At 65.8% G+C, this 20792-nt stretch carries 21 protein-coding genes; 2 read left to right on the top strand and 19 right to left on the bottom strand.

What is annotated here, in order from left to right; translation table 11 throughout:
- Positions 1 to 36 precede the first annotated feature (36 nt).
- The 13 genes from BM357_RS06230 to upp form a co-directional block, all read right to left on the bottom strand.
- On the bottom strand, positions 37 to 477 hold the full coding sequence (locus BM357_RS06230) for a F0F1 ATP synthase subunit epsilon (RefSeq protein WP_074950694.1): 441 nt from the start codon (positions 475 to 477) through the stop codon (positions 37 to 39).
- A gap of 169 nt (positions 478 to 646) precedes the next feature.
- Positions 647 to 2056 (bottom strand): F0F1 ATP synthase subunit beta, encoded by a 1410-nt coding sequence (gene atpD / locus BM357_RS06225; RefSeq protein ID WP_074950692.1) that lies wholly within the window; start codon positions 2054 to 2056, stop codon positions 647 to 649.
- A gap of 77 nt (positions 2057 to 2133) precedes the next feature.
- Positions 2134 to 2991, bottom strand: coding sequence for an ATP synthase F1 subunit gamma (gene atpG, locus BM357_RS06220; RefSeq protein ID WP_074950690.1), 858 nt, complete (start codon positions 2989 to 2991; stop codon positions 2134 to 2136).
- A 76-nt stretch (positions 2992 to 3067) separates the two neighbouring features.
- Entirely contained in the window at positions 3068 to 4576 is a 1509-nt protein-coding gene (atpA, locus tag BM357_RS06215; protein ID WP_074950688.1) for a F0F1 ATP synthase subunit alpha, read from the bottom strand.
- Between the two features lie 30 nt (positions 4577 to 4606).
- Complete coding sequence (atpH, locus tag BM357_RS06210; RefSeq protein WP_074950686.1) at positions 4607 to 5161, bottom strand: ATP synthase F1 subunit delta; 555 nt, start codon at positions 5159 to 5161, stop codon at positions 4607 to 4609.
- The gene (gene atpF, locus BM357_RS06205) at positions 5158 to 5649 is read right to left on the bottom strand and encodes a F0F1 ATP synthase subunit B (protein WP_245783870.1); all 492 of its coding nucleotides are present in this window, start codon (positions 5647 to 5649) and stop codon (positions 5158 to 5160) included. Before atpF ends, atpH begins: the two co-directional genes overlap by 4 nt.
- A gap of 34 nt (positions 5650 to 5683) precedes the next feature.
- A complete protein-coding gene (atpE, locus tag BM357_RS06200) occupies positions 5684 to 5896 on the bottom strand; it encodes an ATP synthase F0 subunit C (RefSeq protein WP_029422291.1) in 213 nt (70 codons plus the stop codon).
- Between the two features lie 142 nt (positions 5897 to 6038).
- Positions 6039 to 6776 (bottom strand): F0F1 ATP synthase subunit A, encoded by a 738-nt coding sequence (gene atpB, locus BM357_RS06195; protein WP_074950684.1) that lies wholly within the window; start codon positions 6774 to 6776, stop codon positions 6039 to 6041.
- 40 nt (positions 6777 to 6816) lie between these two features.
- Entirely contained in the window at positions 6817 to 7206 is a 390-nt protein-coding gene (locus BM357_RS06190) for an ATP synthase subunit I (protein WP_245783869.1), read from the bottom strand.
- 3 nt (positions 7207 to 7209) lie between these two features.
- Positions 7210 to 7401 carry an AtpZ/AtpI family protein gene (locus tag BM357_RS06185; RefSeq protein WP_051663231.1) on the bottom strand — a complete coding sequence of 64 codons (192 nt, stop codon included), beginning with the start codon at positions 7399 to 7401 and terminating at the stop codon, positions 7210 to 7212.
- A 449-nt stretch (positions 7402 to 7850) separates the two neighbouring features.
- Entirely contained in the window at positions 7851 to 9035 is a 1185-nt protein-coding gene (locus BM357_RS06180; protein ID WP_074950680.1) for an acetyl-CoA C-acetyltransferase, read from the bottom strand.
- Positions 9036 to 9140: 105 nt separating this feature from the next.
- A complete protein-coding gene (wecB, locus tag BM357_RS06175) occupies positions 9141 to 10295 on the bottom strand; it encodes a non-hydrolyzing UDP-N-acetylglucosamine 2-epimerase (RefSeq protein ID WP_083430258.1) in 1155 nt (384 codons plus the stop codon).
- Between the two features lie 43 nt (positions 10296 to 10338).
- Complete coding sequence (upp, locus tag BM357_RS06170; protein WP_074950678.1) at positions 10339 to 10968, bottom strand: uracil phosphoribosyltransferase; 630 nt, start codon at positions 10966 to 10968, stop codon at positions 10339 to 10341.
- Positions 10969 to 11207: 239 nt separating this feature from the next.
- Here upp and BM357_RS06165 point away from each other — a divergent pair, with 239 nt between their 5' ends.
- Together BM357_RS06165 and BM357_RS06160 are read left to right on the top strand one after the other, a co-directional pair.
- Positions 11208 to 12371 (top strand): MGDG synthase family glycosyltransferase, encoded by a 1164-nt coding sequence (locus BM357_RS06165; RefSeq protein WP_074950676.1) that lies wholly within the window; start codon positions 11208 to 11210, stop codon positions 12369 to 12371.
- A 45-nt stretch (positions 12372 to 12416) separates the two neighbouring features.
- A complete protein-coding gene (locus BM357_RS06160; protein ID WP_074950674.1) occupies positions 12417 to 13841 on the top strand; it encodes an MFS transporter in 1425 nt (474 codons plus the stop codon).
- 68 nt (positions 13842 to 13909) lie between these two features.
- On the opposite strand, the gene fdhD is transcribed toward BM357_RS06160, so the two are convergent.
- The 6 genes from fdhD to pdo all read right to left on the bottom strand — a co-directional run bounded on the left by fdhD (position 13910) and on the right by pdo (position 20532).
- Positions 13910 to 14803, bottom strand: coding sequence for a formate dehydrogenase accessory sulfurtransferase FdhD (gene fdhD / locus BM357_RS06155; protein ID WP_074950672.1), 894 nt, complete (start codon positions 14801 to 14803; stop codon positions 13910 to 13912).
- Positions 14804 to 14806: 3 nt separating this feature from the next.
- The gene (locus BM357_RS06150; RefSeq protein WP_074950670.1) at positions 14807 to 15301 is read right to left on the bottom strand and encodes a helical membrane plugin domain-containing protein; all 495 of its coding nucleotides are present in this window, start codon (positions 15299 to 15301) and stop codon (positions 14807 to 14809) included.
- A 5-nt stretch (positions 15302 to 15306) separates the two neighbouring features.
- Positions 15307 to 18303, bottom strand: a complete 2997-nt coding sequence (gene fdhF / locus BM357_RS06145; RefSeq protein WP_074950668.1) for a formate dehydrogenase subunit alpha — start codon at positions 18301 to 18303, stop codon at positions 15307 to 15309.
- A gap of 16 nt (positions 18304 to 18319) precedes the next feature.
- The gene (locus BM357_RS06140; protein ID WP_074950666.1) at positions 18320 to 19138 is read right to left on the bottom strand and encodes a formate/nitrite transporter family protein; all 819 of its coding nucleotides are present in this window, start codon (positions 19136 to 19138) and stop codon (positions 18320 to 18322) included.
- Positions 19139 to 19378: 240 nt separating this feature from the next.
- Positions 19379 to 19756: a Na-translocating system protein MpsC family protein gene (locus BM357_RS06135; protein WP_029422278.1), complete on the bottom strand. Its 378-nt coding sequence runs from the start codon at positions 19754 to 19756 to the stop codon at positions 19379 to 19381.
- A 128-nt stretch (positions 19757 to 19884) separates the two neighbouring features.
- On the bottom strand, positions 19885 to 20532 hold the full coding sequence (pdo, locus tag BM357_RS06130; RefSeq protein WP_074950807.1) for a protein disulfide oxidoreductase: 648 nt from the start codon (positions 20530 to 20532) through the stop codon (positions 19885 to 19887).
- Positions 20533 to 20792 lie beyond the last annotated feature (260 nt).

Genomic DNA, 20792 nt, shown 5'->3' with positions numbered 1-20792 from the left:
ACGCCTCATCCGTGCGGGCCGCCCGGCCGCTCAGACTCAGGAATTCCGCCGGCGGGCGAGGAGTCGGCCGGCGCGATCCGAGCGCTCCACGACCTCCAGCCGGTGCAGCGCGCGCATCAGGGCGGCCTCAGCCCGGCGGACGTCGATGTCCTCGGTGCGCTGCGCGAGCCGCTGCTCCGCCCGTTCCTTCGCGCGCTGGGCGCGCTCCACGTCGATGTCCTCCGCCGTCTCCGCCGCCTTCGCCAGAATGGTCACGCGATCCGGCAGGACCTCGAGGAAGCCCCCGCTGACGTGGACGTAGTCCTCGCCCTCCTCGAGCTTCACCCGCACCACGCACGGCTTGACCGTCGCCGCAAGCGGTGCGTGCCGCGGCAGGATGCCCAGTTCGCCGCCGCCCGTCAGGACCGAAACCATCTGGACCTGCTGGGACAGCACGGTGCGCTCCGGCGTCACCACTTCAAACAGCACACTACTCAAATGCTTTCACCTCCTGGCCACCCCTGCTGCGGGCTGGCCGACGGCCGACGCCTGTTTCAGCGGGTGCGGGGGAGGATTCGCGGCGAAATATGGCTTGAGCGCCAGTGAGGCGCGAGTCTCCTCCCCGCCTGATCTGCGCGCCGCTGAGGCGCGAATCCTCCGCCCCGCCTTAGCCGACCTGGATGCCGTCCTTCTGGGCCGCCTCTACCACCTCTTCGATGGCGCCCTTGTACCGGAAGTAGGTCTCCGGAATGTCGTCGTGCTTGCCTTCCAAGATCTCCTTGAACGAGCGAACCGTGTCCTTGACCGGCACGTATTTCCCGGGGATGCCGGTGAACTGCTCGGCCACGAAGTTCGGCTGGGACAGGAAGTTTTGGATCTTGCGGGCGCGCGCCACCGTGAGCTTGTCCTCGTCGCTCAACTCGTCCATGCCGAGGATGGCGATGATGTCCTGCAGCTCGCGGTAGCGCTGCAGCACCTGCTGCACGCCGCGCGCCACCTGGTAGTGCTCCTCGCCGACGATCTCCGGCGTGAGCGCGCGGGACGTGGAGGCCAGCGGATCGACGGCCGGATACAGACCCATCTCGGCGATGCGCCGCTCCAGGTTCGTCGTCGCGTCCAGGTGGGCGAACGTGTTCGCCGGAGCCGGGTCGGTGTAGTCGTCGGCCGGCACGTAGATGGCTTGAATCGACGTGATCGATCCATTGACCGTCGAGGCGATACGCTCCTGCAACTGGCCCATCTCCGTCGCCAGGGTCGGTTGGTAACCCACGGCGGACGGCATGCGGCCGAGCAGAGCGGACACCTCGGAACCGGCCTGCGTAAAGCGGAAGATGTTGTCGACGAAGAACAGCACGTCGCGGTGTTCCACGTCACGGAAGTACTCCGCCATCGTCAGGCCTGCGAGCGCCACGCGCAGACGCGCACCCGGCGGCTCGTTCATCTGACCGAAGACCATGACGGTCTTGTCGATGACGCCGGAGTCCCTCATCTCGTGATACAGGTCGTTGCCTTCACGCGTGCGTTCGCCGACGCCCGCGAAGACCGAGTAACCGCCGTGCTCCTTGGCGATGTTGTGGATGAGTTCCTGTATCAACACCGTCTTGCCCACGCCGGCACCGCCGAACAGGCCAATCTTGCCGCCCTTGACGTACGGGGCGAGCAGGTCGATGACCTTGATGCCCGTCTCGAAGATCTCGACCGTCGTGCTCAGCTGGCTGAACTCCGGCGCGTCCCGGTGAATGGCCCACAGCTGGTCCGTGTCGATGGGGCCCTGCTCGTCAATCGTCTCGCCGAGCACGTTGAGGATGCGCCCGAGCGTCGCCGGGCCCACCGGCACGGAGATAGGCCGCCCGGTGTTGACGACTTCCATGCCGCGGACCACGCCGTCCGTGGAAGACATGGCCACCGTGCGCACCACGTTGTCCCCCAGGTGCAGGGCCACCTCCAGCGTCAGGTGGACGGGCACCTCACCCTCTTGGTCGATCCGCAGGGCGTGGTAGATGGCCGGCAGCTGCCCTTCCGGGAAGCGCACGTCCACGACAGGTCCCATGACAGAAACAACCTGTCCTTTGTTCAATTCGTTCCCTCCCTCGCGCACCCGGCCGCGGAACCTGCCGCAGGCCGGCGCTTCTATACCGAGGCCTCTCGGCCGTCTTATTTCAACGCCTCGGCGCCGCTCACGACCTCGACGATCTGCGTCGTGATGGCCGCCTGACGAGCCCGGTTGAGGCTGAGCGTGAGCGATTCAATCATCTCCTGCGCGGCGTCCGTCGCGTTGCCCATCGCGGTCATGCGGGCGCCGTGCTCGCTCGCCTTCGCGTCGAGCACCGCCTGATAGACCAGCGTCTCGGCGAAACGGGGCAACAGCTCGGCCAGCACCGTCTCCGCGTCGGGCTCGAACAGGTACTGTCCGCTCACCTGCTCTTCTCCCGCGACCCCGGTCAGCGGCAACACCTTCTTGACCACGGGCCGTTGCACGATGGGGTTGATGAACTCGTTGTACACGAAGTACAGTTCATCGAACTCCTCATTGCCGTACGCCTCCACGACGCGTTCGGCCAAGCCGCGCACGCTCTCGTATGTCGGCGAGTCGGCCAGTCCAACCACCTCGCCGCCGACCGGATACCCGTGCTTGCGGAAGAAGTCGCGGCCGCGCCGCCCGATGGCGAAGATGGTGTAGGTCGACTTGTCCCGCCGGCGGACCTCCTGCAACACCGCCCGGATGACCTGGGCGTTGTACGGGCCGGCCAGGCCGCGGTCGGCCGTGATCACCAGATAGCCGGTGCGCCGCACCTCGCGCTCCGCCAACAGCGGGTGCTTGATCCAGCGGGCCGATTTGGACACATTGGCGAGCATGTTCTGCATCTTCGCCAGGTACGGCTTCGACTGCTGCACCGCCTCTTGCACGCGCCGCAGTTTGGCGGCCGACACCATCTCCATCGCCTTGGTGATCTTGGCGGTGTTGCGAATGCTGTTGATCCGGCGCCGGATGTCTCTGACGTTTTGGGGCACTGCATTCACCACCTTTGCTAGCCAAGCCGCCGCGCCGCCCCGTCGGGAGACGGGGCCCGCGGGCCGGGCGGATGGATCAGGCGACGAAGGTTTGCTTGAACTTCGCCACGGCCTCTTTCAACAGCGCGATCGTGTCGTCCTTCAGATCACCCGTCGACACGATGTTCTCGTAGATCTGCGGATACTGGGATCCGACGAACGCCAGCCATTCCTCCTCGAAGCGGCGCACCGCGGACACCGGGAGATCGTCCACGTACCCGTTGACGACCGCCCAGATGGAGACCACCTGCTTCTCCACCGGCATCGGCTGGTACTGCGCCTGCTTCAGGATCTCCACCGTGCGCTCGCCGCGCGCCAGACGGGCCTGCGTCGCCTTGTCCAGGTCGGACCCGAACTGGGCGAACGCCTGCAGCTCGCGGTACTGCGCCAGGTCGAGGCGCAGGGTGCCGGCGACTTTTTTCATCGCCTTGATCTGCGCGTTGCCGCCGACGCGGGACACGGAGATACCGACGTTCACGGCCGGACGGACGCCCGCGTAGAACAGGTCGGACTCCAGGAAGATCTGGCCGTCGGTGATGGAGATCACGTTGGTCGGGATGTAAGCCGACACGTCGCCGGCCTGCGTCTCAATGAACGGCAGCGCCGTCAGCGAACCGCCGCCGTTGGCCTCGTTCAGCTTCGCGGCCCGCTCCAGCAGGCGAGAGTGCAGGTAGAACACGTCGCCCGGATACGCCTCGCGGCCGGGCGGACGGCGCAGCAGCAAGGACATCTCGCGGTACGCCGCGGCCTGCTTCGACAGGTCGTCGTAGATCACGAGGGCGTGCTCGCCTTTGTACATGAAGTACTCGCCCATCGCGCACCCGGCATACGGCGCCAGGTACAACAGCGGCGCCGGGTCGGATGCGTTCGCGGCGACCACGATGGTGTACTCCAGCGCCCCGTGCCGGCGCAGGGTCTCCACCACGCGGGCAACTGTGGACTGCTTTTGGCCGATGGCGACGTAGATGCACTTCACGCCCGTGTTCTTCTGGTTGATGATGGTGTCGATGGCGATGGCCGTCTTACCGGTCTGGCGATCGCCGATGATCAGCTCACGTTGCCCGCGGCCGATGGGGATCATGGCGTCGATGGCCTTGATGCCCGTCTGCATCGGCTCGTGCACCGACTTCCGGACGATGACGCCCGGCGCAGGCGACTCAATCGGCCGGTACGCCGCCGCCTCAATGGGGCCGCGGTTGTCCAGCGGCTGACCGAGCGGGTTGACGACGCGCCCGAGCAGCGCCTCGCCCACCGGCACGTTGGCGATGCGGCCGGTCCGCTTCACCTGGTCGCCCTCCTGGATCCCGGTGACCGACCCCAGGACGATGACGCCCACGTTGTCCTCTTCCAGGTTGAACGCGATGCCGAACACGCCGTTGCTGAATTCCACCAGCTCGCCCGCCATGACGTTGTCCAGCCCGTGGATGCGCGCGATGCCGTCGCCGACCTGCAGCACGATGCCCGTGTCGTAGACCTGCACCTGCGCTTCGAACTGCTCAATCTGTTGCTTTATCAGAGCACTGATTTCGTCAGGTCGAATGCTCAAAGGGTTCCCTCCTCCTTCAGGACGCGGCCATCAGGCGCCCCGCCGCGCGCTGCGTTCGGCCAATTCCCGCGCGAACTGCCCGACGGCGCCCACCAGCGACGCGTCAATCACCCGGTGACCGACATGGATCCGCAGCCCGGCGAGCAAGTTCTGGTTCACGTTCACCACGGCGCGCACACGCTTGTTCAGTGCGGCGCCCAGGCGCCTCTCCAACTCCGCCACTTCGCTCTCCTGCAGAGGAAACGCCGTCTCCACGCCGACCGAAAGCAGGCCTTCGGCCTCCTCGGCGAGGGCATGGAACGACTCCGCGACGGCCAACACCTGGTCCGCGCGGCCGCGTCGGATGAGCAAGGTCAGGAAACGGAGGACCAGCGGGTGCACCGCCTGGCCGAAGACCTTCTCAACCATCGCAACCTTCTCGTCCGGGGAGATGAGCGGATGCTCGAGCAGCGCCTTGAACTTCGGCGCCTGGCGCAGGGCTTCGGCCACCGCGTTCAAGCCGCGGTCGGCGTCCTGAACCAACCCGTGCTCGCTGGCGTAAGAGAACAGGCCGCGCGTATACCGGCGAGCGACCACGGTGCTCATGAGACCAGCTCCTCCAGGTGCTTCTCGGCCTCGGAGACCATCTCACGATGCGCGCTCTCGGTGACGTGGCCGCGCAGGAGCTTGGTCGTCAGCTCGACCGTCAGTTCGGACAGGGTCTGCATGGCGCCGGCCAGCGCCTCCGCCCGCTCGCGTTCTATCAATTGGCGGCCCTCCGCAATGAGGCGATCCGCTTCCGCGCGCGCCTCCTCGACAATCTGCCGCGCCTGTTCGTCCGCGCGCGCACGCGCCTGATCCAGCATGTCGCGCACCTCGTTGCGGGTCTGCTCCAGCAGGCGCCGCTGTTCGGCCAGCAGCCGCTCCGCCTCGGCGCGGTCCCGCTCCGCGGATTGAATCTGGTCCTCGATGTGCTTCCGGCGCTGCTCCATCATGTTGGCGAGCGGCTGGAACGCCACCCTCTTCACAATCCAGAAGCTGATGAGAAAGCCAAGCAACGACACAATCATCGTGCCTGGGTCGATGATGGACACTCGCTCCACCCCCCTCGTTTGAGTCCGCTGAACATCAGCTGAAGAACGTCATCAAACCGAGGGCGAGCAAAATCGCAGGGAACGCCTCGACGAACGCCAAGCCAATCATGGCGCTGCCGAGCAGGGTGCCGCGCGCTTCCGGCTGACGGGAGACGCCTTCGACGAACTTGCTGAACAGCACGCCGTTGCCCACACCGGAGCCCACCGTGGCGAATCCGAGCAGCAGCGCAGCAGCAATCAGGTGCAGTTGTTGTTCCATGAATGACAAGCCTCCTTCATGAACTCGAAAGAAGTGAATTCCACGCCCCAACCGGTCTCCCGAACAGAGGGCCCGTCCCAATCCTGCGCCCTCAGGGCGCCTCTTGGCGCACGCGGCCGCGGGTACCGGCTCAGTGGTGCGCGACGCTGAAATCCTTGTGCCCGATGTAGAGCGTCAGCAGCAGGGCGAAGATGTACGCCTGGATGGTGCTCACGAACATGCTGTAGAGCAACCAGATGATGAGCAGTGGCAACCCGGTCGGCACCCACCCGAACAACATCGGCATCTTGAGGATGGCTTCAATCAGCACCTCGCCGGCCAGGATGTTGCCGAACAGTCGCATGCCGTGCGTCAACGGGTTGGTCACTTCGTCGATGATGGCCATCGGGTTGCGGTACTGCTTGAGCCACCGCAGCGGATGGCGCAGCCCGTAGCCGTGGCTGACCAACCACACCAGGATGGCCAGGCCGAGCGTCATGTTCATGTTCTCGGTGGGCGAGTTGTTCAGGGAGTACTTGACGTGCTCCGCCATGTGCAGCACGGGGATGTCGCGCCCGGGCTCGAACTCGATGGTGACGATGAGGCCCAGCCAGTTGGCGACGAACAGGTACACGAGCGTCACAAAGGCGAAGGGAAGGACGAAATTCACGCCCTGCTCGGACGGCATCGTGTCGCGCGCCATGCTGCGCGTGAACTCGATGGCCCACTCCATGACGTTCTGCAAGCCCCGCGGGCTGCGCATGTCCAGCCGCCGCGCGACCACGCCCAGCACAATCGCCACCAGCGCACCGACCACCAGGGTCCAGAACACCGTGACCAGGTCGATTCTGTACCAGTGGTCGGCGAACAGCATCGGGTGTTTTGGCACCTTCTCACCTACTTTCCTTGCGAAATCGCCCCGCCCGGTTTCAGCGGCCGCCGGCGCGGTAGTCGAAGCGGTACAGCCCGGCGACGACCAGCGCGAACCCGAGCAAGTATCCCACGAGCGCCGCCAGCACGTGGACGTGCGGAAGCTTGATGGCGATCACGATGACGGCAACCAACAGCAACATGCGGATGAAGTAGCCGACGATGCCGGACACCATCAAGGCGGCCCCTTGGCGGCCGTCGTGCAGGTGGCCCTGGCGGATCATGCTCCAGACCGCCCCCGCGCCGCCCGCTTCTCCAATCAGCAACCCGTTCGTCACGTCGTGCCAAGGCAACACAAAACGCGCGATCACGGTGAACCCCATGATCGCCAGACCTGCCCATTGGATGGCGCGCAACCGCGCCTGCAGACGTTGCACGTCGTCTTTCACGGCTCATCTCCTCAGCAGATGATTCGCCAGGAATGCAAACCCGGACATGCCGACGCCGAGGCCCACGAGGATCCCGACGAGCGTGACAAACGGGTGATGCCATTTTTGCGCGAGCAGGTGGCCGAGATATCCGAAAACAACCGTGCAGGTCGCCAATTGCAGCATCAGGGACAACAGAACTGCATACGTTTTCACAGCGCTCTGTGCCCCTGAGTCCTTGGACTCCTTATCGTTGTTTTCTATCCGACTTCACCCGCCCGGCGAAAGATTGGAGGGATTCTGGCTGGCCAATGAGGTGCTGGTGTCTGCGGCCGGCCTTGTGCCACGCACACCGCGGCGGAAGGCGCTGGCCCGAATCGCCCGGCTGCCGCACCGCCCGTCTCGCGCCGCCAGAAGCGCTCTGCATCACGGGCCAGGATCGGCGACAAGCCGCAACCCTCGCCTATAGTACCCTAAGTGAAAATTTATTGTCAATGAACGGCAGCCTCCGCGGACTCTCTGCCGCTTGCCCTTCAGGGCCACGTTCATAATTTGGTCTACACTTTAACCTGTTAATCATTCGTGTCGCTATTCATTATATAGAAGGAACGGGGCGGTCGCCGTAGCATCCGCCCTGCCCCGTCCACTCCGCACACCCCTCACCGTCAGATCCGTTCCACCACCATCGCGACCCCTTGGCCGCCGCCGATGCACAGGGTGGCCAGCCCGTAGCGCCCTTGGCGCTTCTGCAGTTCGTGAAGGAGCGTCACGAGAATCCGCGTGCCGCTCGCCCCGATGGGATGCCCGAGCGCGATGGCCCCTCCGTTGACGTTCACCTTCTCGCACGGGAACCCGAGCGCCTTCGCCACCGCCACCGACTGGGCCGCGAACGCCTCGTTGGCCTCGATGAGATCCAGGTCGCCGACGGTGAGCCCGGCTTTCTCCAGCGCCTTGCGGGTCGCGTCAATCGGCCCCAGGCCCATCACCGCCGGGTCCAATCCGGCACTGGCGTAGCTGACGATCCGCGCCATCGGCCGAATGCCCAACGCCTCCGCCCGCTCGGCGCTGGCCACCACCACCGCGGCGGCGCCGTCATTGATGCCGGAGGCGTTCCCGGCGGTCACGGTGCCGTCCTTCTTGAAGGCCGGCCGCAGTTTCGCCAGCGTTTCAACCGTGGTCCCTGCACGCGGGAACTCATCCGTGTCGAAGACCAGCGGATCGCCCTTGCGCTGCGGCACGTGAACGGGCACAATCTCGTCCCGGAAGCGGCCCGAGGCGATGGCGGCCGCCGCCTTCTGCTGGCTCCAGGCGGCGAACTCGTCCTGCTCTTCGCGCGTGATGCCGTGCCGCTCGGCGATGTTCTCGGCCGTGATGCCCATGTGCACATCGCAGAACGCGCACCACAGCCCGTCGCGGATCATGCTGTCGACGACCTTCTGATCCCCCATCCGGTACCCCTGGCGCGCCCCCTCCAGCAGGTACGGGGCACCCGACATGCTCTCCATGCCGCCGGCGACGATGAGATCATTGTCCCCCGCCCGGATGGCCTGCGCGGCGAGCATGACGGCCTTCAAGCCCGATCCGCACACCTTGTTGATGGTCATGGACGGCACCGTGTCCGGCAGGCCCGCCCGGATGGCCGCCTGGCGCGCCGGGTTCTGGCCCAGCCCCGCCTGCAGCACGTTGCCGAAGATGACCTCCTCGACCTGCTCCTTCTCCACACCGGCGCGCTCCAGGGCAGCGGAGAGCACCACCGCGCCCAGTTGCGTCGCCGGCAACGGCGCCAAGCTGCCCATGAAACTGCCGATGGCCGTCCGCACCGCACCCGCCAACACCACGTCTTTGCCCATCGGTATTCCTCCTCTCATGCTGTCCGGATCCCCCGCCGAAGCGGGCGTCCGGGCCCAGAGATAAAGCGCTTTCAACCCGGCCGGGGAAAGCCCCCGGCCGCCGCCTCAAAAGGGCTTCACATCCGTCTGCCGCAGCGGTTGGTACACGAACGGCTGCGGCCGCGGCCCGTGGCCGAAATGATGGAGAATCGCCTGCACGATCCGCTCGGACGCGCGCCCGTCGCCGTACGGATTGTTGCGGCGGGCCATGTCCTCGTAGGCCTCCGGCTCGGACAACAGGCGCGCTGCCTCGCCGGCGATGGCGTGCTGGTCGGTCCCCACCAACCGCAGCGTCCCCGCCTCAATGCCCTCCGGACGCTCCGTCGTGTCGCGCATGACCAGCACCGGCACGCCGAGGGAGGGCGCCTCCTCCTGGATCCCGCCGGAATCGGTGAGGATGAGCGTCGCGCGGGCCATGAAGTTGTGGTTGTCCACGACGCCCAAGGGATCGATCAGATGGATCCGCGGGTGGCCGCCGAGCACCCGGAACACGGTCTCGCGCACGCGCGGGTTGAGGTGCACCGGGTACACCAGGTGCACGTCCGGGAACCGGTCCACCACCTCGCGCGCCGCGCGGCAGATGTTCTCCAGCGGCTCGCCGAGGTTTTCGCGCCGATGCGAGGTCATGTAGACCATCCGCGCCCCGGGTGGGATCTGGTCCAGGACCTCGTGGCGGTACTCGCGCCGGACGGTCGTCGCCATGGCGTCGACGACGGTGTTGCCGGTGACGAAGATGCGCTCGGCCGGCTTGCCTTCCCGCAGCAGGTTGCCGGCCGCCCATTCGGTGGGAGCGAAGAACAAATCGCACAACACATCCGCCAACTGGCGGTTCATCTCCTCCGGAAACGGGCTGTACTTGTCGTAGGTGCGCAGTCCGGCCTCCACGTGGCCGATGGCGACCTGGTGGTAAAACGCGGCGAGCGCCGCCGCGAAGGTGGTGGTGGTGTCCCCGTGCACCAGCACGATGTCCGGGCGCCGCCGTTCGATGACGTCCTCCAGGCCCTGCAGCGCCTTGCGCGTGATGGTGCCGAGGGTCTGGCACGGCTCCATGATGTCGAGATCCTCGTCCGGCTGGATGGCGAACACCTCCAGCACTTGATCAAGCATCTCCCGGTGCTGGGCGGTGACGCACACCAGGGACTCGACCCCGGGGGTGCGGTCCAGCGCCTTCACCAAGGGCGCCATCTTCACCGCCTCCGGCCGCGTCCCGAAGACGGTCATGACCCGAATCGAAGCCTTCACCTGTGTACCTCCTCGCATCCCGTCAGCGCGTGCCAAACAGCCGGTCCCCCGCGTCGCCGAGCCCGGGAACGATGTACCCGTGGTCGTTCAGGCCGTCGTCGACGGCGGCGACATAGATATCCACATCCGGATGGGCCGATTGCACGCGCTGCACCCCGGCCGGCGCCGCCACCAGGCACATCAGCTTGACGGCGGTGGCCCCGCGCTCCTTCACCGCGTCGATGGCCGCCACCGCAGAGCCGCCCGTGGCGAGCATCGGATCAATCACGATGACATCCCGCTCCTCCACATTAGGCGGAAGCTTGCAGTAATACTCCACCGGTTGCAGCGTCTCCGGGTCCCGGTAGAGGCCGATGTGGCCCACCTTGGCGTTCGGGATCATCGCGAGGATGCCGTCCACCATCCCGAGCCCCGCCCGCAGCACCGGTACCAGCGCCAGCGTCTTGCCCTCAATCACCTTGCAGTGGGCGAGGCCCACGGGCGTCTCCACGGTCGTGTCGGTCAGCGGCAGATCGCGTGTGATCTCGTAGGCCATCAACATCGCGACCTCCTGCACGAGCTGGCGAAACTCCTTCGTGCCGGTTTCCTTCGAGCGAATGTAGGTCAGTTTGTGCTGAATCAAAGGGTGGTCCAGGACGTGCAGTCGGCCCACAAGGTCACGCTCCTATCTCCATCATTCGTGCCTTTAGTATACCAGAACCGCCGATGCGCCGCCGCCCGAATGGACAGCCCGGCAGTATGGTATAATGTGGACGTTCTCCGCCCCGCATCGCAAGATGTACGCTTGGATTGTCGACGTTCGATTGGAGCGGGTGCGGCCCTGTACGCCGGTGGGCCTGCGCGGGTCCATCCGGGCGATGACTTGGATTCCCACGAAAGGGGTGCTCCAGTGTGTCCCGGTTTCAGCGATTGCTCATCCTTTCGGCGACATACGGCGAGGGTCACCAGCAAGCCGCGTACGCCGTACGGGACGCTCTGGCCGAGCTCAGCCCGGAGACCGAAGTCAAGGTGGTCGACTACATCAAGTCCATCCATCCGGTGCTCGACTCGGTGGTCCGGTATTGCTACCTGAAAAGCGTTCGCTTCGCCCCTGCCCTGTACGGGTGGTTCTACAAAGGCACCAGCCAGATTCCGCCCTCCTCGCGCCTGCAGCGCCAACTCAACTCCCTGGGGCTGGACGAGATGGAGGCGACCCTGAATGCCTTCCGGCCGGACGTGGTGCTCTCGACGTTTCCGACGCCCGCCGGCGTCGTCTCGCATCTGAAGCAAAAGGGCCGCACGTCGGTGCCGACGGCCATCGCCATCACCGATCACGCCATCCACAGCCAGTGGATCCATCCGCTCACCGACATGTACTACGTCGGTTCGGAGCACGTGCGCCGAGGCCTGCTGGCTCGCGGGATCCCGAGCGAATCGGTGCTGGTGACAGGCATCCCCATCCGCCCGGCGTTCCGCCAGACGTTCGATCGCGCGGCGCTCCGCGAGAAATACGGGCTCTCCCCGGACATTCCGGTCCTGCTCATCATGGGCGGCGCCTACGGCGTGATGGGAGATCTGTACCACGTATGCGAGCAACTGTTCCAGTGGCACCACCGGATCCAGGTGATCATCGTCACCGGCCGCAACCGGCGGCTGAAGACGAGCCTGGAGGAATTGCTCCCCGAAGCCATGAACCCGGTCCAGGTGTACGGTTTCGTGCAGGAGATCTGGGAGCTGATGGCGGTCGCCGACCTGATGCTCACCAAGGCGGGAGGGTTGACCATCTCGGAGGCGTTGGCCCTGCAACTGCCGATGCTGTTGTACCGCCCGATCCCCGGCCAGGAGGTGCAGAACGCAAAATTCCTCGTCCGCTCCGGGGTGGCAGTCCTGGCGCGCCAACGGCGGGAGATCTTCGATCACCTGTACGATCTCCTGATTGCCCACCCGGAAAAGCGCGCCCGCATGAAGGAGCGCGCCCTCGGCGTGCGCCAACTGTACGCGGCCGAGCGGATTGCGGAGAATCTGATGGAACTCGCAAATCGAGACCGAACCCGGGCAAACTATTCCTACCAGTGACAGGCGATGCCCCTCCCCGGGCGCATCGCCCGCGGGAGGGATTGGGTGGCCACGTGGACACAACGGGCGGTCGACCGCCTCAAAGGATGGCTGGAACCAGAGCTGTTTCAGCCTTTTCTGTTGGGCGTGTTCGTCTCCCTGTCCTTGTCGGAGTTCGTTCGGGGCGCGCTGACCTTCTCCCTGCTGCCGACCTGGGGGCGAACGGTCCTCGGCTTCGCGGTGGAATGGACCGCCCTGGCGCTGTCGGTGCACTACCTGGTGGACAACGCCCTGCGCGCGCCGGCGGGATGGTTGGTCGATCACGTCGGAGAGCGCCCCGCCATCCTGGCCGGGTTCGCCATCGCCCTGGGATCGCTGGTGGCGATGTCCCAGGTGCACACGGTGGGCGGCCTGATCCTCTCCATGGCCGCCTACGGCATGGGCGCCACGCCCATGTGGCCCTCGGTGGTCTCCGCCATCGGGCGCGCCACCCCCGAGCACAAACGCGCCGCTTTCATGAGCTACATGTACATGTTCTGGCTGGGGGGCACGGGGTTGGGGCCGGTGATCATCAACTTCCTGACCGGCCGCAGGGACGCGCTGGCATTCTTCGTGCTGGCCGGCGTGGTGGCCCTGGGCCTCGTGCTCGCCTGGGCGCTCGTCCGCTGGCCCGGGGGGAACTTCGCGAACGAAGGCCAAGCGGCGCCGGTCCGGCCCGGCCGAGGCCCAGCCGGTTCCGCCGCTTCCAGCGCAGCCGCTCCAGCCGGTTTGACCGCTTCAGTCGGTTCCTCCGCTTTGACCGCGTCAGACGCTTCCGCCGACGCTTCGGCCGGTTCTTCCGCCGCCGCGCGGCCCGGCGGGTGGCGGACGCCGGCGGATCGAAGGTATTGGCGATCCCTTTGGCGCAACGTGCGCGAGGTGGCATTCTTGTTCCCGGGCATGTTCGTGCAGACCTTCGCGGTGGCGTCCCTGATCCCCATCCTGTCCGTGTACGCCCGCATGGTCCTCGGCATCAGCGGCGCGCGCTACAGCACCATCCTGGTCGCCGGGGGCGCCCTGACGGTCGCCCTGCTGATCCCGGCCGGGCGCCTGGTGGACCGAACCGGGCCGAGGCCGTTTCTCGTCGGCGGATTTCTCATCGCCGGGGGGCTGCTCGCGGTGTACCCCTGGTTTCACACGCTGCCCCTCACCTACGTGACGGTGGCCCTGCTCGGCGGCTGTTACGCGTTCATCCTCCCGGCCTGGAACGCGGTCCTCGACCACAGCATCGATCCCGACAAAAAAGGCGCCCTCTGGGGCGTCTTCATGACGGTGGAGGGGCTCGGCTCCGCGGCCGGGCCCTACGTCGGCGGGCTGATGTGGGACGTCTTCAGCCCCAACGCGCCGTTTTTGGCCAGCGCCGCCGTCATCCTCATCATGGGCGTGCTGTACCTGTTTCTCCCCATCACCGCCGGGCATGCCCGCCGCCGCGCCGCCCGCCCGCATACGTAAGGCCATCGCCGGCGCCGCCGTTGTGGCGTCGTGCCGGGGGCGGGCACGCGGCGGGCGCGGCGGGATCGTCATCTCGGAAGCGGCAGGTCATGGGCGGGACGAGCGGGGCCACAGGCGTCGGCCGGCGCGCCGGGGCCGGCACCGACCACGCGCCAAGGGTGGGTGTAGACGTGGAAGCCCCCGTGCCGGACAAAGCCGATGGCCGTCACCCCCGTCTCCTGCGCGATGTCGAGGGCGAGCGCCGTGGGGGCCGATTTGGCAATCACCACCCCGACGCCAATCTTCGCGACCTTGAGCAGCACCTCCGAAGAGAGCCGCCCGCTGAACGTGATCACGTGGCCGGCCACGTCCATCCCGTGGCGAAGGGCATGCCCGTACAGCTTGTCGAGTGCGTTGTGCCGCCCGATGTCGGCACGCGACAGGACGAGCCCGTCCGGGGTGCACAGGCTCGCCATGTGCACGCCGCCCGTCTCCCGCCACAGGTCGGCCTGGGCCTCCATCTCCTGCATTCGGGCCAGCACCTGGTCCGGCCGGATGCGGACCGGGTCGTCGACGCGCTTGGCCAGCTGCGCGTCGTTGTAGTAGTAGAACATCTGCCGGCCCTTTCCGCAGCACGAGCCGATGTACCGCTTGTTGTAAAACGCCTGGTTGAACGTGACGGACGTGGCCGTGCGCACGCGCGCCGTCCCCCGTTGCCGGGCAATCTGCAGATCCAACAACTGGTCCAGGCGGCGGATCACGCCTTCGGAGGCCAGGAAGCCCACCACCAGGTCCTCCAGGTGCTCCGGCGTACAGACCACCGTGGCCATCTCTTGGTCGTTGACCCAGATGGTCAGGGCGTATTCCGCCGCGACGACATCGTCCGTCTGCTGGAACTGCCCGTCGCGGAAGGCCCACAGAGTACGGTCCTGGCGGACAGGCAGCCAATCCGACGCTTCACAGGATCCTGCCGGTGTGGCCATGTCTCATCCCTCTTCGCCAGCGGATTGGCCCAACACGCGGCCCATCCCCTTCAGCGCGCCGAAGAGGGTGTGCAGGGCTCGGCTGACGTCCGGATCGGACAACAGATGCAGGAGTCCGAACACCCCCAGCGGCCGCTTGGGCGGGTGGGCCTGAGCTTCCTGGATGCCTGCGGCGGCACCTTCCAGGATCGGCCCCCATTTTTCCAGGTCCCACGCGCCCGCCTGCTGCAACAGGGTGATGGCGTTGCGCAGCAGGCGGAGCGCCCCGGGCTGGTTGACCTGCTCCACCACGAGGCGGAGCAGGTCGTCGCCCTTTTCGAGGGCCGCGGCGGTGAGCTCGAGCAGTCCGCGCTCGTGCAGGCCGCGGACGACGCGCAGGGCCTGCTGCAAGGCCTCGGCGTCCTGCGCCACACTGTCGCGCAAGGCGTCGAGCGCCGCCTTCTCTGTGTCCTCCCGGGAGGGTGCGGGAACATGCAGCACCGGAATCGGTTTCGCCATTCAGCTCACCTCTCTTGGCCTGTGCCGACGGGGACCTTGCCGGTCAGCGGCCGGTAGTCGGCCCGGGCCCACTTTTTCTCCACCTGGACGCCGGGCTGGGGATTCGGGCGCCCGAGCCGCGGATTGCCCTTGACGATGGCCGGCCGGGCTTTGAAATCGAGCACCTCGAGGCGGACGTTCATCTCCTTGTATGCCGGCGTGTGCGTGGCGGTATCCGCCTCGCTGCTGGTCAGGAGGTTCACCGCCTCCTCGTCCTTGGGCGAGTTCATCGGGACGTACAGCTCCTTGCCTGAGACGCGGTCCGTCACCACCGCGCGCATCTTCACCGCCCCGTAAGGCGAGACCAACCGCACCAGCATGCCGTCCTCAATGCCGCGCTCCCGCGCCAGCTCCGGCGACACTTCGACGAACGTGCTCGGGACCTTCTGCCGGATGCCGGGCACGCGGTAGGTCAGGTTGCCCTCGTGGAAGTGCTCGAGCAGGCGCCCGTTGTTCAGGTGCAGATCGAACTCCTCGGGCGTGGTCACCGGCGGCGTCCACGTCACGGGCACCAAACGGGCCTTGCCCCCGGGCAGCGGGAACCCGTCGGTGTACAGCAGCGGCGAGTCCGTGCCATCGGGGAGCACCGGCCACTGCAGGCTGCGGTAGCCCTCCAACCGTTCATAGGTGGCACCTTTCATCAACTCGGTGATGCCACAGGCCTCCTCGAAGATCTCCTTCGGAGAGGTGTAGTTCCAGTTCGCGCCGAGCCGGTTGGCCACGAGCTGGATGATCTCCCAGTCGGGCTTCGATTCGCCGAGCGGATCGAGCACCCGGTACAGGCGCTGGATGCGCCGCTCCGTGTTCGTGAACGTGCCCTCCTTCTCCAGGCTGGGCGCGGCGGGCAGGATGACGTCGGCGAACTGCGCCGTCTTGGAGAAGAACACGTCCTGCACGACGAAGAAGTCGAGCTTCTCAAACGCCGCCTGCACGTAGTTGGCGTTGGAGTCGACGATGGCCATGTCCTCGCCGACCAAGTACATCGCGCGGACCTTGCCCTCGTGAATGGCGTCCACCATCTGGTGATTGTCGAGCCCCGGATTCACCGGCAGCGACACGCCCCAGGCGCGCTCCCACTTGGCACGCACCTGTGGATCGTCCACGCGCTCATAACCCGGGAGCATCGCCGGCGCGCAGCCGAAGTCGCCCGCGCCCTGGACGTTATTGTGGCCGCGCAGCGGGTACGCCCCGGTGCCCGGACGGCCGATGTTGCCCGTGACCAGGAGCAGGTTGCAGATGGCGGTGCTGGTGTCGGTGCCGCCCTTGTGCTGCGTGACGCCCATCGCCCAGCAGATGGCCACCGAACCGGCGGCCGCAATCATATCGGCCGTCCGTTCCAACTGCTCCCGCGGGATGCCGGTCATCTTCTCCGCGTATTCCAGCGTGAACGGTGCCAGGGATTTCACATACTCGTCGAATCCGTTCACCCGCTGCGCCACGAACGCCTTGTCATACCGGCCGGTGTCGATGAGGTGCTTGGTGACCGCCGACAGCCAGATGAGGTCGGTGCCGGGGCGCGGATGCAGGTGCACATCCGCCCGTTGTGCCAAATCGTTCTTGCGCAGGTCGGCGACGATGAGCTTCTGCCCGAACTTCTTGTGCGCCCGCCGGATGCGCGTGGAGAGCACCGGGTGGGACTCGGCCGTGTTGGCGCCGACGATGATCACCAACTCCGCCTTGGCGATGTCGGTGATGGAACCGGAGTCCCCGCCGTAGCCCATGGTGCGCCGCATGGCCTCGGTGGCCGGAGCCTGACAGTAGCGGGAGCAGTTGTCGATGTTGTTGGTGTGCAGCACGGCACGGGCCAGTTTCTGCATCAGGTAGTTTTCCTCGTTGGTGGTCTTGGACGAGGAGATGAGCGCGATGCTGTCGTCTCCGTACTGCTGCCGGATCTCGTTCAGGCGCCGGGCGATGGTATCCAGCGCCTCGTCCCAGGTCACCGGCTCGAAGGCGTCCCCGCGCCGGATCATCGGCTGCAGGATGCGTTCCGGGTTGTTCACCCAATCCCAGCCGAACTTGCCCTTGACGCAGGTGGAGATCTGGTTGACCGGGGCCTCCATCTGCGGTTCGACCTTGAGGATCTTGCGGCCCTTGGTCCAGATGTCAAAGCTGCACCCGACGCCGCAGTAGGTGCAGACGGTCTTCGTCTTCTGGATGCGCGCCTCGCGCAGCGTGGCTTCCGCCTCCGAGATGGCGAAGATCTGCCGGTACCCCGGCTCCACCTGCTTGGTGATCTCAATCATGCCGCGCAGGGTGTCCTTCTCGATCCCGGTGAGGAACCCTGCCTCGCCGAGCATCGATTTCTCCATCAGGGCGTTGCACGGACACACGGTGACGCAGTGGCCGCAGGAGACGCACGAAGACTCGTTGATGGGCACATCGTTGTCCCAGATGACGCGCGGCCGCTCGCGCGACCAGTCGATGGAGAGCACCTCGCTGACCTGCAGGTTCTGGCAGGCCTCCACGCAGCGGCCGCAGAGGATGCATTGATTCGGATCGTACCGGTAGAACGGGTTGGACGCGTCGACCTCGTAGGGCTTCGGCTCAAACGGATAGGCCTGGTGGTCAATCTCCATGGCCATCGCCGTGTTGTGGACGACGCAGTTGCCGTTGTTGTTGTCGCACACGGTGCAGTACAGCTCGTGGTTGCGCAGGATGCGATCCATCGCCTCCTTGCGCGCCCAGCGGGCCGCGACGGACTTGGTGCGCACCTTCATGCCGTCCCGCACGGGGGTGCTGCAGGCGCGCACCAGCTCCCCGTCCACCTCCGCGATGCACGTGTCGCATGTCTCAATCGGCCCGAGGGCCGGGTGATAGCAGATGTGCGGGAATTTTTCATCCCGCAGGGCAATGGCGTCTATCAATCGGGTTCCTCCGGAGACCCGCACAGGTTCCCCGTCGATGTACACGGTGATCTCCTGCGTCCCGGTGTCTGCCAGACTGGGCTGAAGGTCCAGTTCCATGAGTCCATGTCCCCCTTCAGATTCGTGCAGGCGTCCCCTGAGCAGCTTCACGCGCGGGCGCCTCGCCGCGCAGATACGCGTACCAGTAGGCGCTCGCCACGAACAGCCAACCGCCGATAGCGTTGCCGATGAACGCGCCGATCCACTCGACGACAATCTGCCCCCAGGTGATGGGCGCCCCGGCGAAGTGACCGGCCGGCAGGAAGAACATGTTGGCGACGACGTGCTGGAAGCCGATGGAAACAAAGCCCATGATGGGGAACCAGATGGCGAAGATCTTGCTCACGATGTCTTTGGCGCCCATGGCCATCCACACCGCGAGGCACACCAGCCAGTTGCACCCGATGGCCGACAGCACCGTCGGCACAAACGGCAGGGTCGCCTTGGACACCGCGATGGCGGCGGCGGCTTTGTCGTACGGCGCCGTGGTGAGCATCCTGGCGCCCACGCCGAACACCCACGCGACAAACAGGGACCCCACCAGGTTGCCGATGGTCACCCAGAACCAGTTGCGCGCGAGCCCGCCCAGTGTGGCGCGTTTGGCATGCACCGCGATGGGCAGCGTCATCATGTTGCCGGTGAGCAGTTCTCCGCCCGCGATGACGACGAACATGAGGCCGATTGGAAACACGGCGCCGCCGACAAGCGCTTTCAACGTGCCGGCGCTCTCCGGCATCGCGGCGGTGACCCGGATGTCAAACAGAGCCCCCAACGCGATGAACGCCCCTGCCAAGAAACCCAGTACCAACAACTTGCCCGCCGCGGCGCGGGCTTTCTCCTCGCCCGCCTGGACCGCCGCAGCCGCGATTTCGGCAGGCTTCAAGAAATTGCTCATCCTCTTCTCCCTCCCTTTTTCTCTGGAGAGCTGCTGGCCTGTTCACGTGAAAAAACAAAAGCGGCACAGCGGGAAGACACACGTCTTCCCCTGCGCCGCTCTGCGCGCCTGCAGCACCCTACAGGCGGGCCAGTCAGCGAAAATGGCATCGAACGTAGCGGATGCACGGAACCCGACCATGCGTCCACCACAGACAACGCCATCATTATAGTCCGATTGGACCAGTTTTGTGAAGCCCGCCTACCGCTCAGATGGAGGATGTGAATGGTCCGTTTGGATGGGTTGCTCGAAGATGAAGACGGACACCCCCATGTCCGCCTCCACCTTGAAGTCGGAAAACAGATACAGAAGCCGTGATCCCACCAGTTCCTCCATTCCCTCGGGCACCATCTGGGCGTACCGCTGCTGGATCATCTTGGTCCGGGCAGCGCGGACCATCTCGGCCCCCTCCGGCGTCTGGCTGATGAATTTCTCCGTCGGCGTGAGGTTGCCGTAGAGCAGCGAGATCGCCATGTTGTGGATGAAATAGGTCTGAATCCGCTCCGGCCCTTTCCCGAAACACTCTTTCCGCACGCGCCGCACAATTTCGTTAAAGGCTTCCTCTTTGCTGCGGGGCATCCGCACCCCTCCCTTCGGTGTCCAGCGCCCGGCGTGGTGTCGCGCGGATCGGCATGACAGAGGCGGGACAGCGGCGCGGCAGCGGGTGCCGCGTCACACCCGCCGCCGCGCATCCTCCGCCAGGGTCCTCAGGCCTGGGTCTGCATCACCTGCTCGAGCAGCATCGCCTCCGGCGCCGCGCCCTCGAGCGACCACGCCTCGGAGTCGTTGATCACCGTCTTCGGCACCCCGTACACGTTGAACCGGTTCGCCCACTCTGGAAATTCCGTCGCCTCCACCATACTGGCCGTCACCAGCGGCGACTCCAACGCGAACTGGTGCGCCAGGCGGACAGCCGCCGGGCAATATGGGCAAGTGGGGGTGACGAACACCTTCAGATCCACCGGATGCTTCAGCTCGGCCAACCGCGCCTTGGTGGTATCGGACAGCCCGGATGCTCCGTCGGCCACCATCCGGATGTCCTCCAGCAACGTGGCAAACTCGTAGCCGGAAGGCGCTCCATAGAACCGGATGCCGTAATTCTCACCTTGCTCGTCGGTCAACACGATGGCCGGCGCCTTGTCCACGCCGTATCGCCGGGCCTCCTCGTCATCCGTGTACAGATTGTACACCTCGAGCGTCACGTGATCCGACAAATCGGCGACTTCCTGCAACAACCGCCGGATCTCCGGACACGTGGGACAGTCCAGGCTGGTCTCGAAGAACTTGATGACCACCGGACGGGCCAGGTCCGCCAGACGCGTCCGAATGGCGTCCTGTTGGCTGGTCGTGAACATCATCCGTATCACCCTTCCATCGTTTTCTCGGATCGTCTTGTTTATGGCTGTTGAATGAACGCTCTGCATGGTTCTGCCTCCATATATACCCCTGAGGGTATAAGGTGTCAAGAAGGCGATAGACAACGATTTTGATGGGATTCGGGCGGAGGGTCGGATCGATACGAAACATTTCAACGTTATCACGAGCCCCGCGCCGCCCCCGCCGCGCCGTGATATTTGATATAGTAAAGTATCAGGCGGAATGAGACTGGAGGAGG

The organism is Paenalicyclobacillus macrosporangiidus (assembly GCF_900116805.1).
GTDB classification, from domain to species: Bacteria; Bacillota; Bacilli; order Alicyclobacillales; family Alicyclobacillaceae; genus Alicyclobacillus_H; species Alicyclobacillus_H macrosporangiidus.
The sequence above is the reverse complement of the archived record's forward strand: the minus strand, read 5'-3'. Positions and strand labels throughout refer to the sequence as shown.

Coding starts and splice junctions, on each gene's coding strand:
- atpH (WP_074950686.1), bottom strand. CDS start 5,161: ATGAGCACCGTGGTCGCTCGCCGGTATACGCGCGGCCTGTTCTCTTAC.
- BM357_RS06180 (WP_074950680.1), bottom strand. CDS start 9,035: ATGGGCAAAGACGTGGTGTTGGCGGGTGCGGTGCGGACGGCCATCGGC.
- wecB (WP_083430258.1), bottom strand. CDS start 10,295: ATGACCGTCTTCGGGACGCGGCCGGAGGCGGTGAAGATGGCGCCCTTG.
- fdhD (WP_074950672.1), bottom strand. CDS start 14,803: ATGGCCACACCGGCAGGATCCTGTGAAGCGTCGGATTGGCTGCCTGTC.
- BM357_RS06150 (WP_074950670.1), bottom strand. CDS start 15,301: ATGGCGAAACCGATTCCGGTGCTGCATGTTCCCGCACCCTCCCGGGAG.
- fdhF (WP_074950668.1), bottom strand. CDS start 18,303: ATGGAACTGGACCTTCAGCCCAGTCTGGCAGACACCGGGACGCAGGAG.
- BM357_RS06140 (WP_074950666.1), bottom strand. CDS start 19,138: ATGAGCAATTTCTTGAAGCCTGCCGAAATCGCGGCTGCGGCGGTCCAG.
- BM357_RS06135 (WP_029422278.1), bottom strand. CDS start 19,756: ATGCCCCGCAGCAAAGAGGAAGCCTTTAACGAAATTGTGCGGCGCGTG.
- pdo (WP_074950807.1), bottom strand. CDS start 20,532: ATGTTCACGACCAGCCAACAGGACGCCATTCGGACGCGTCTGGCGGAC.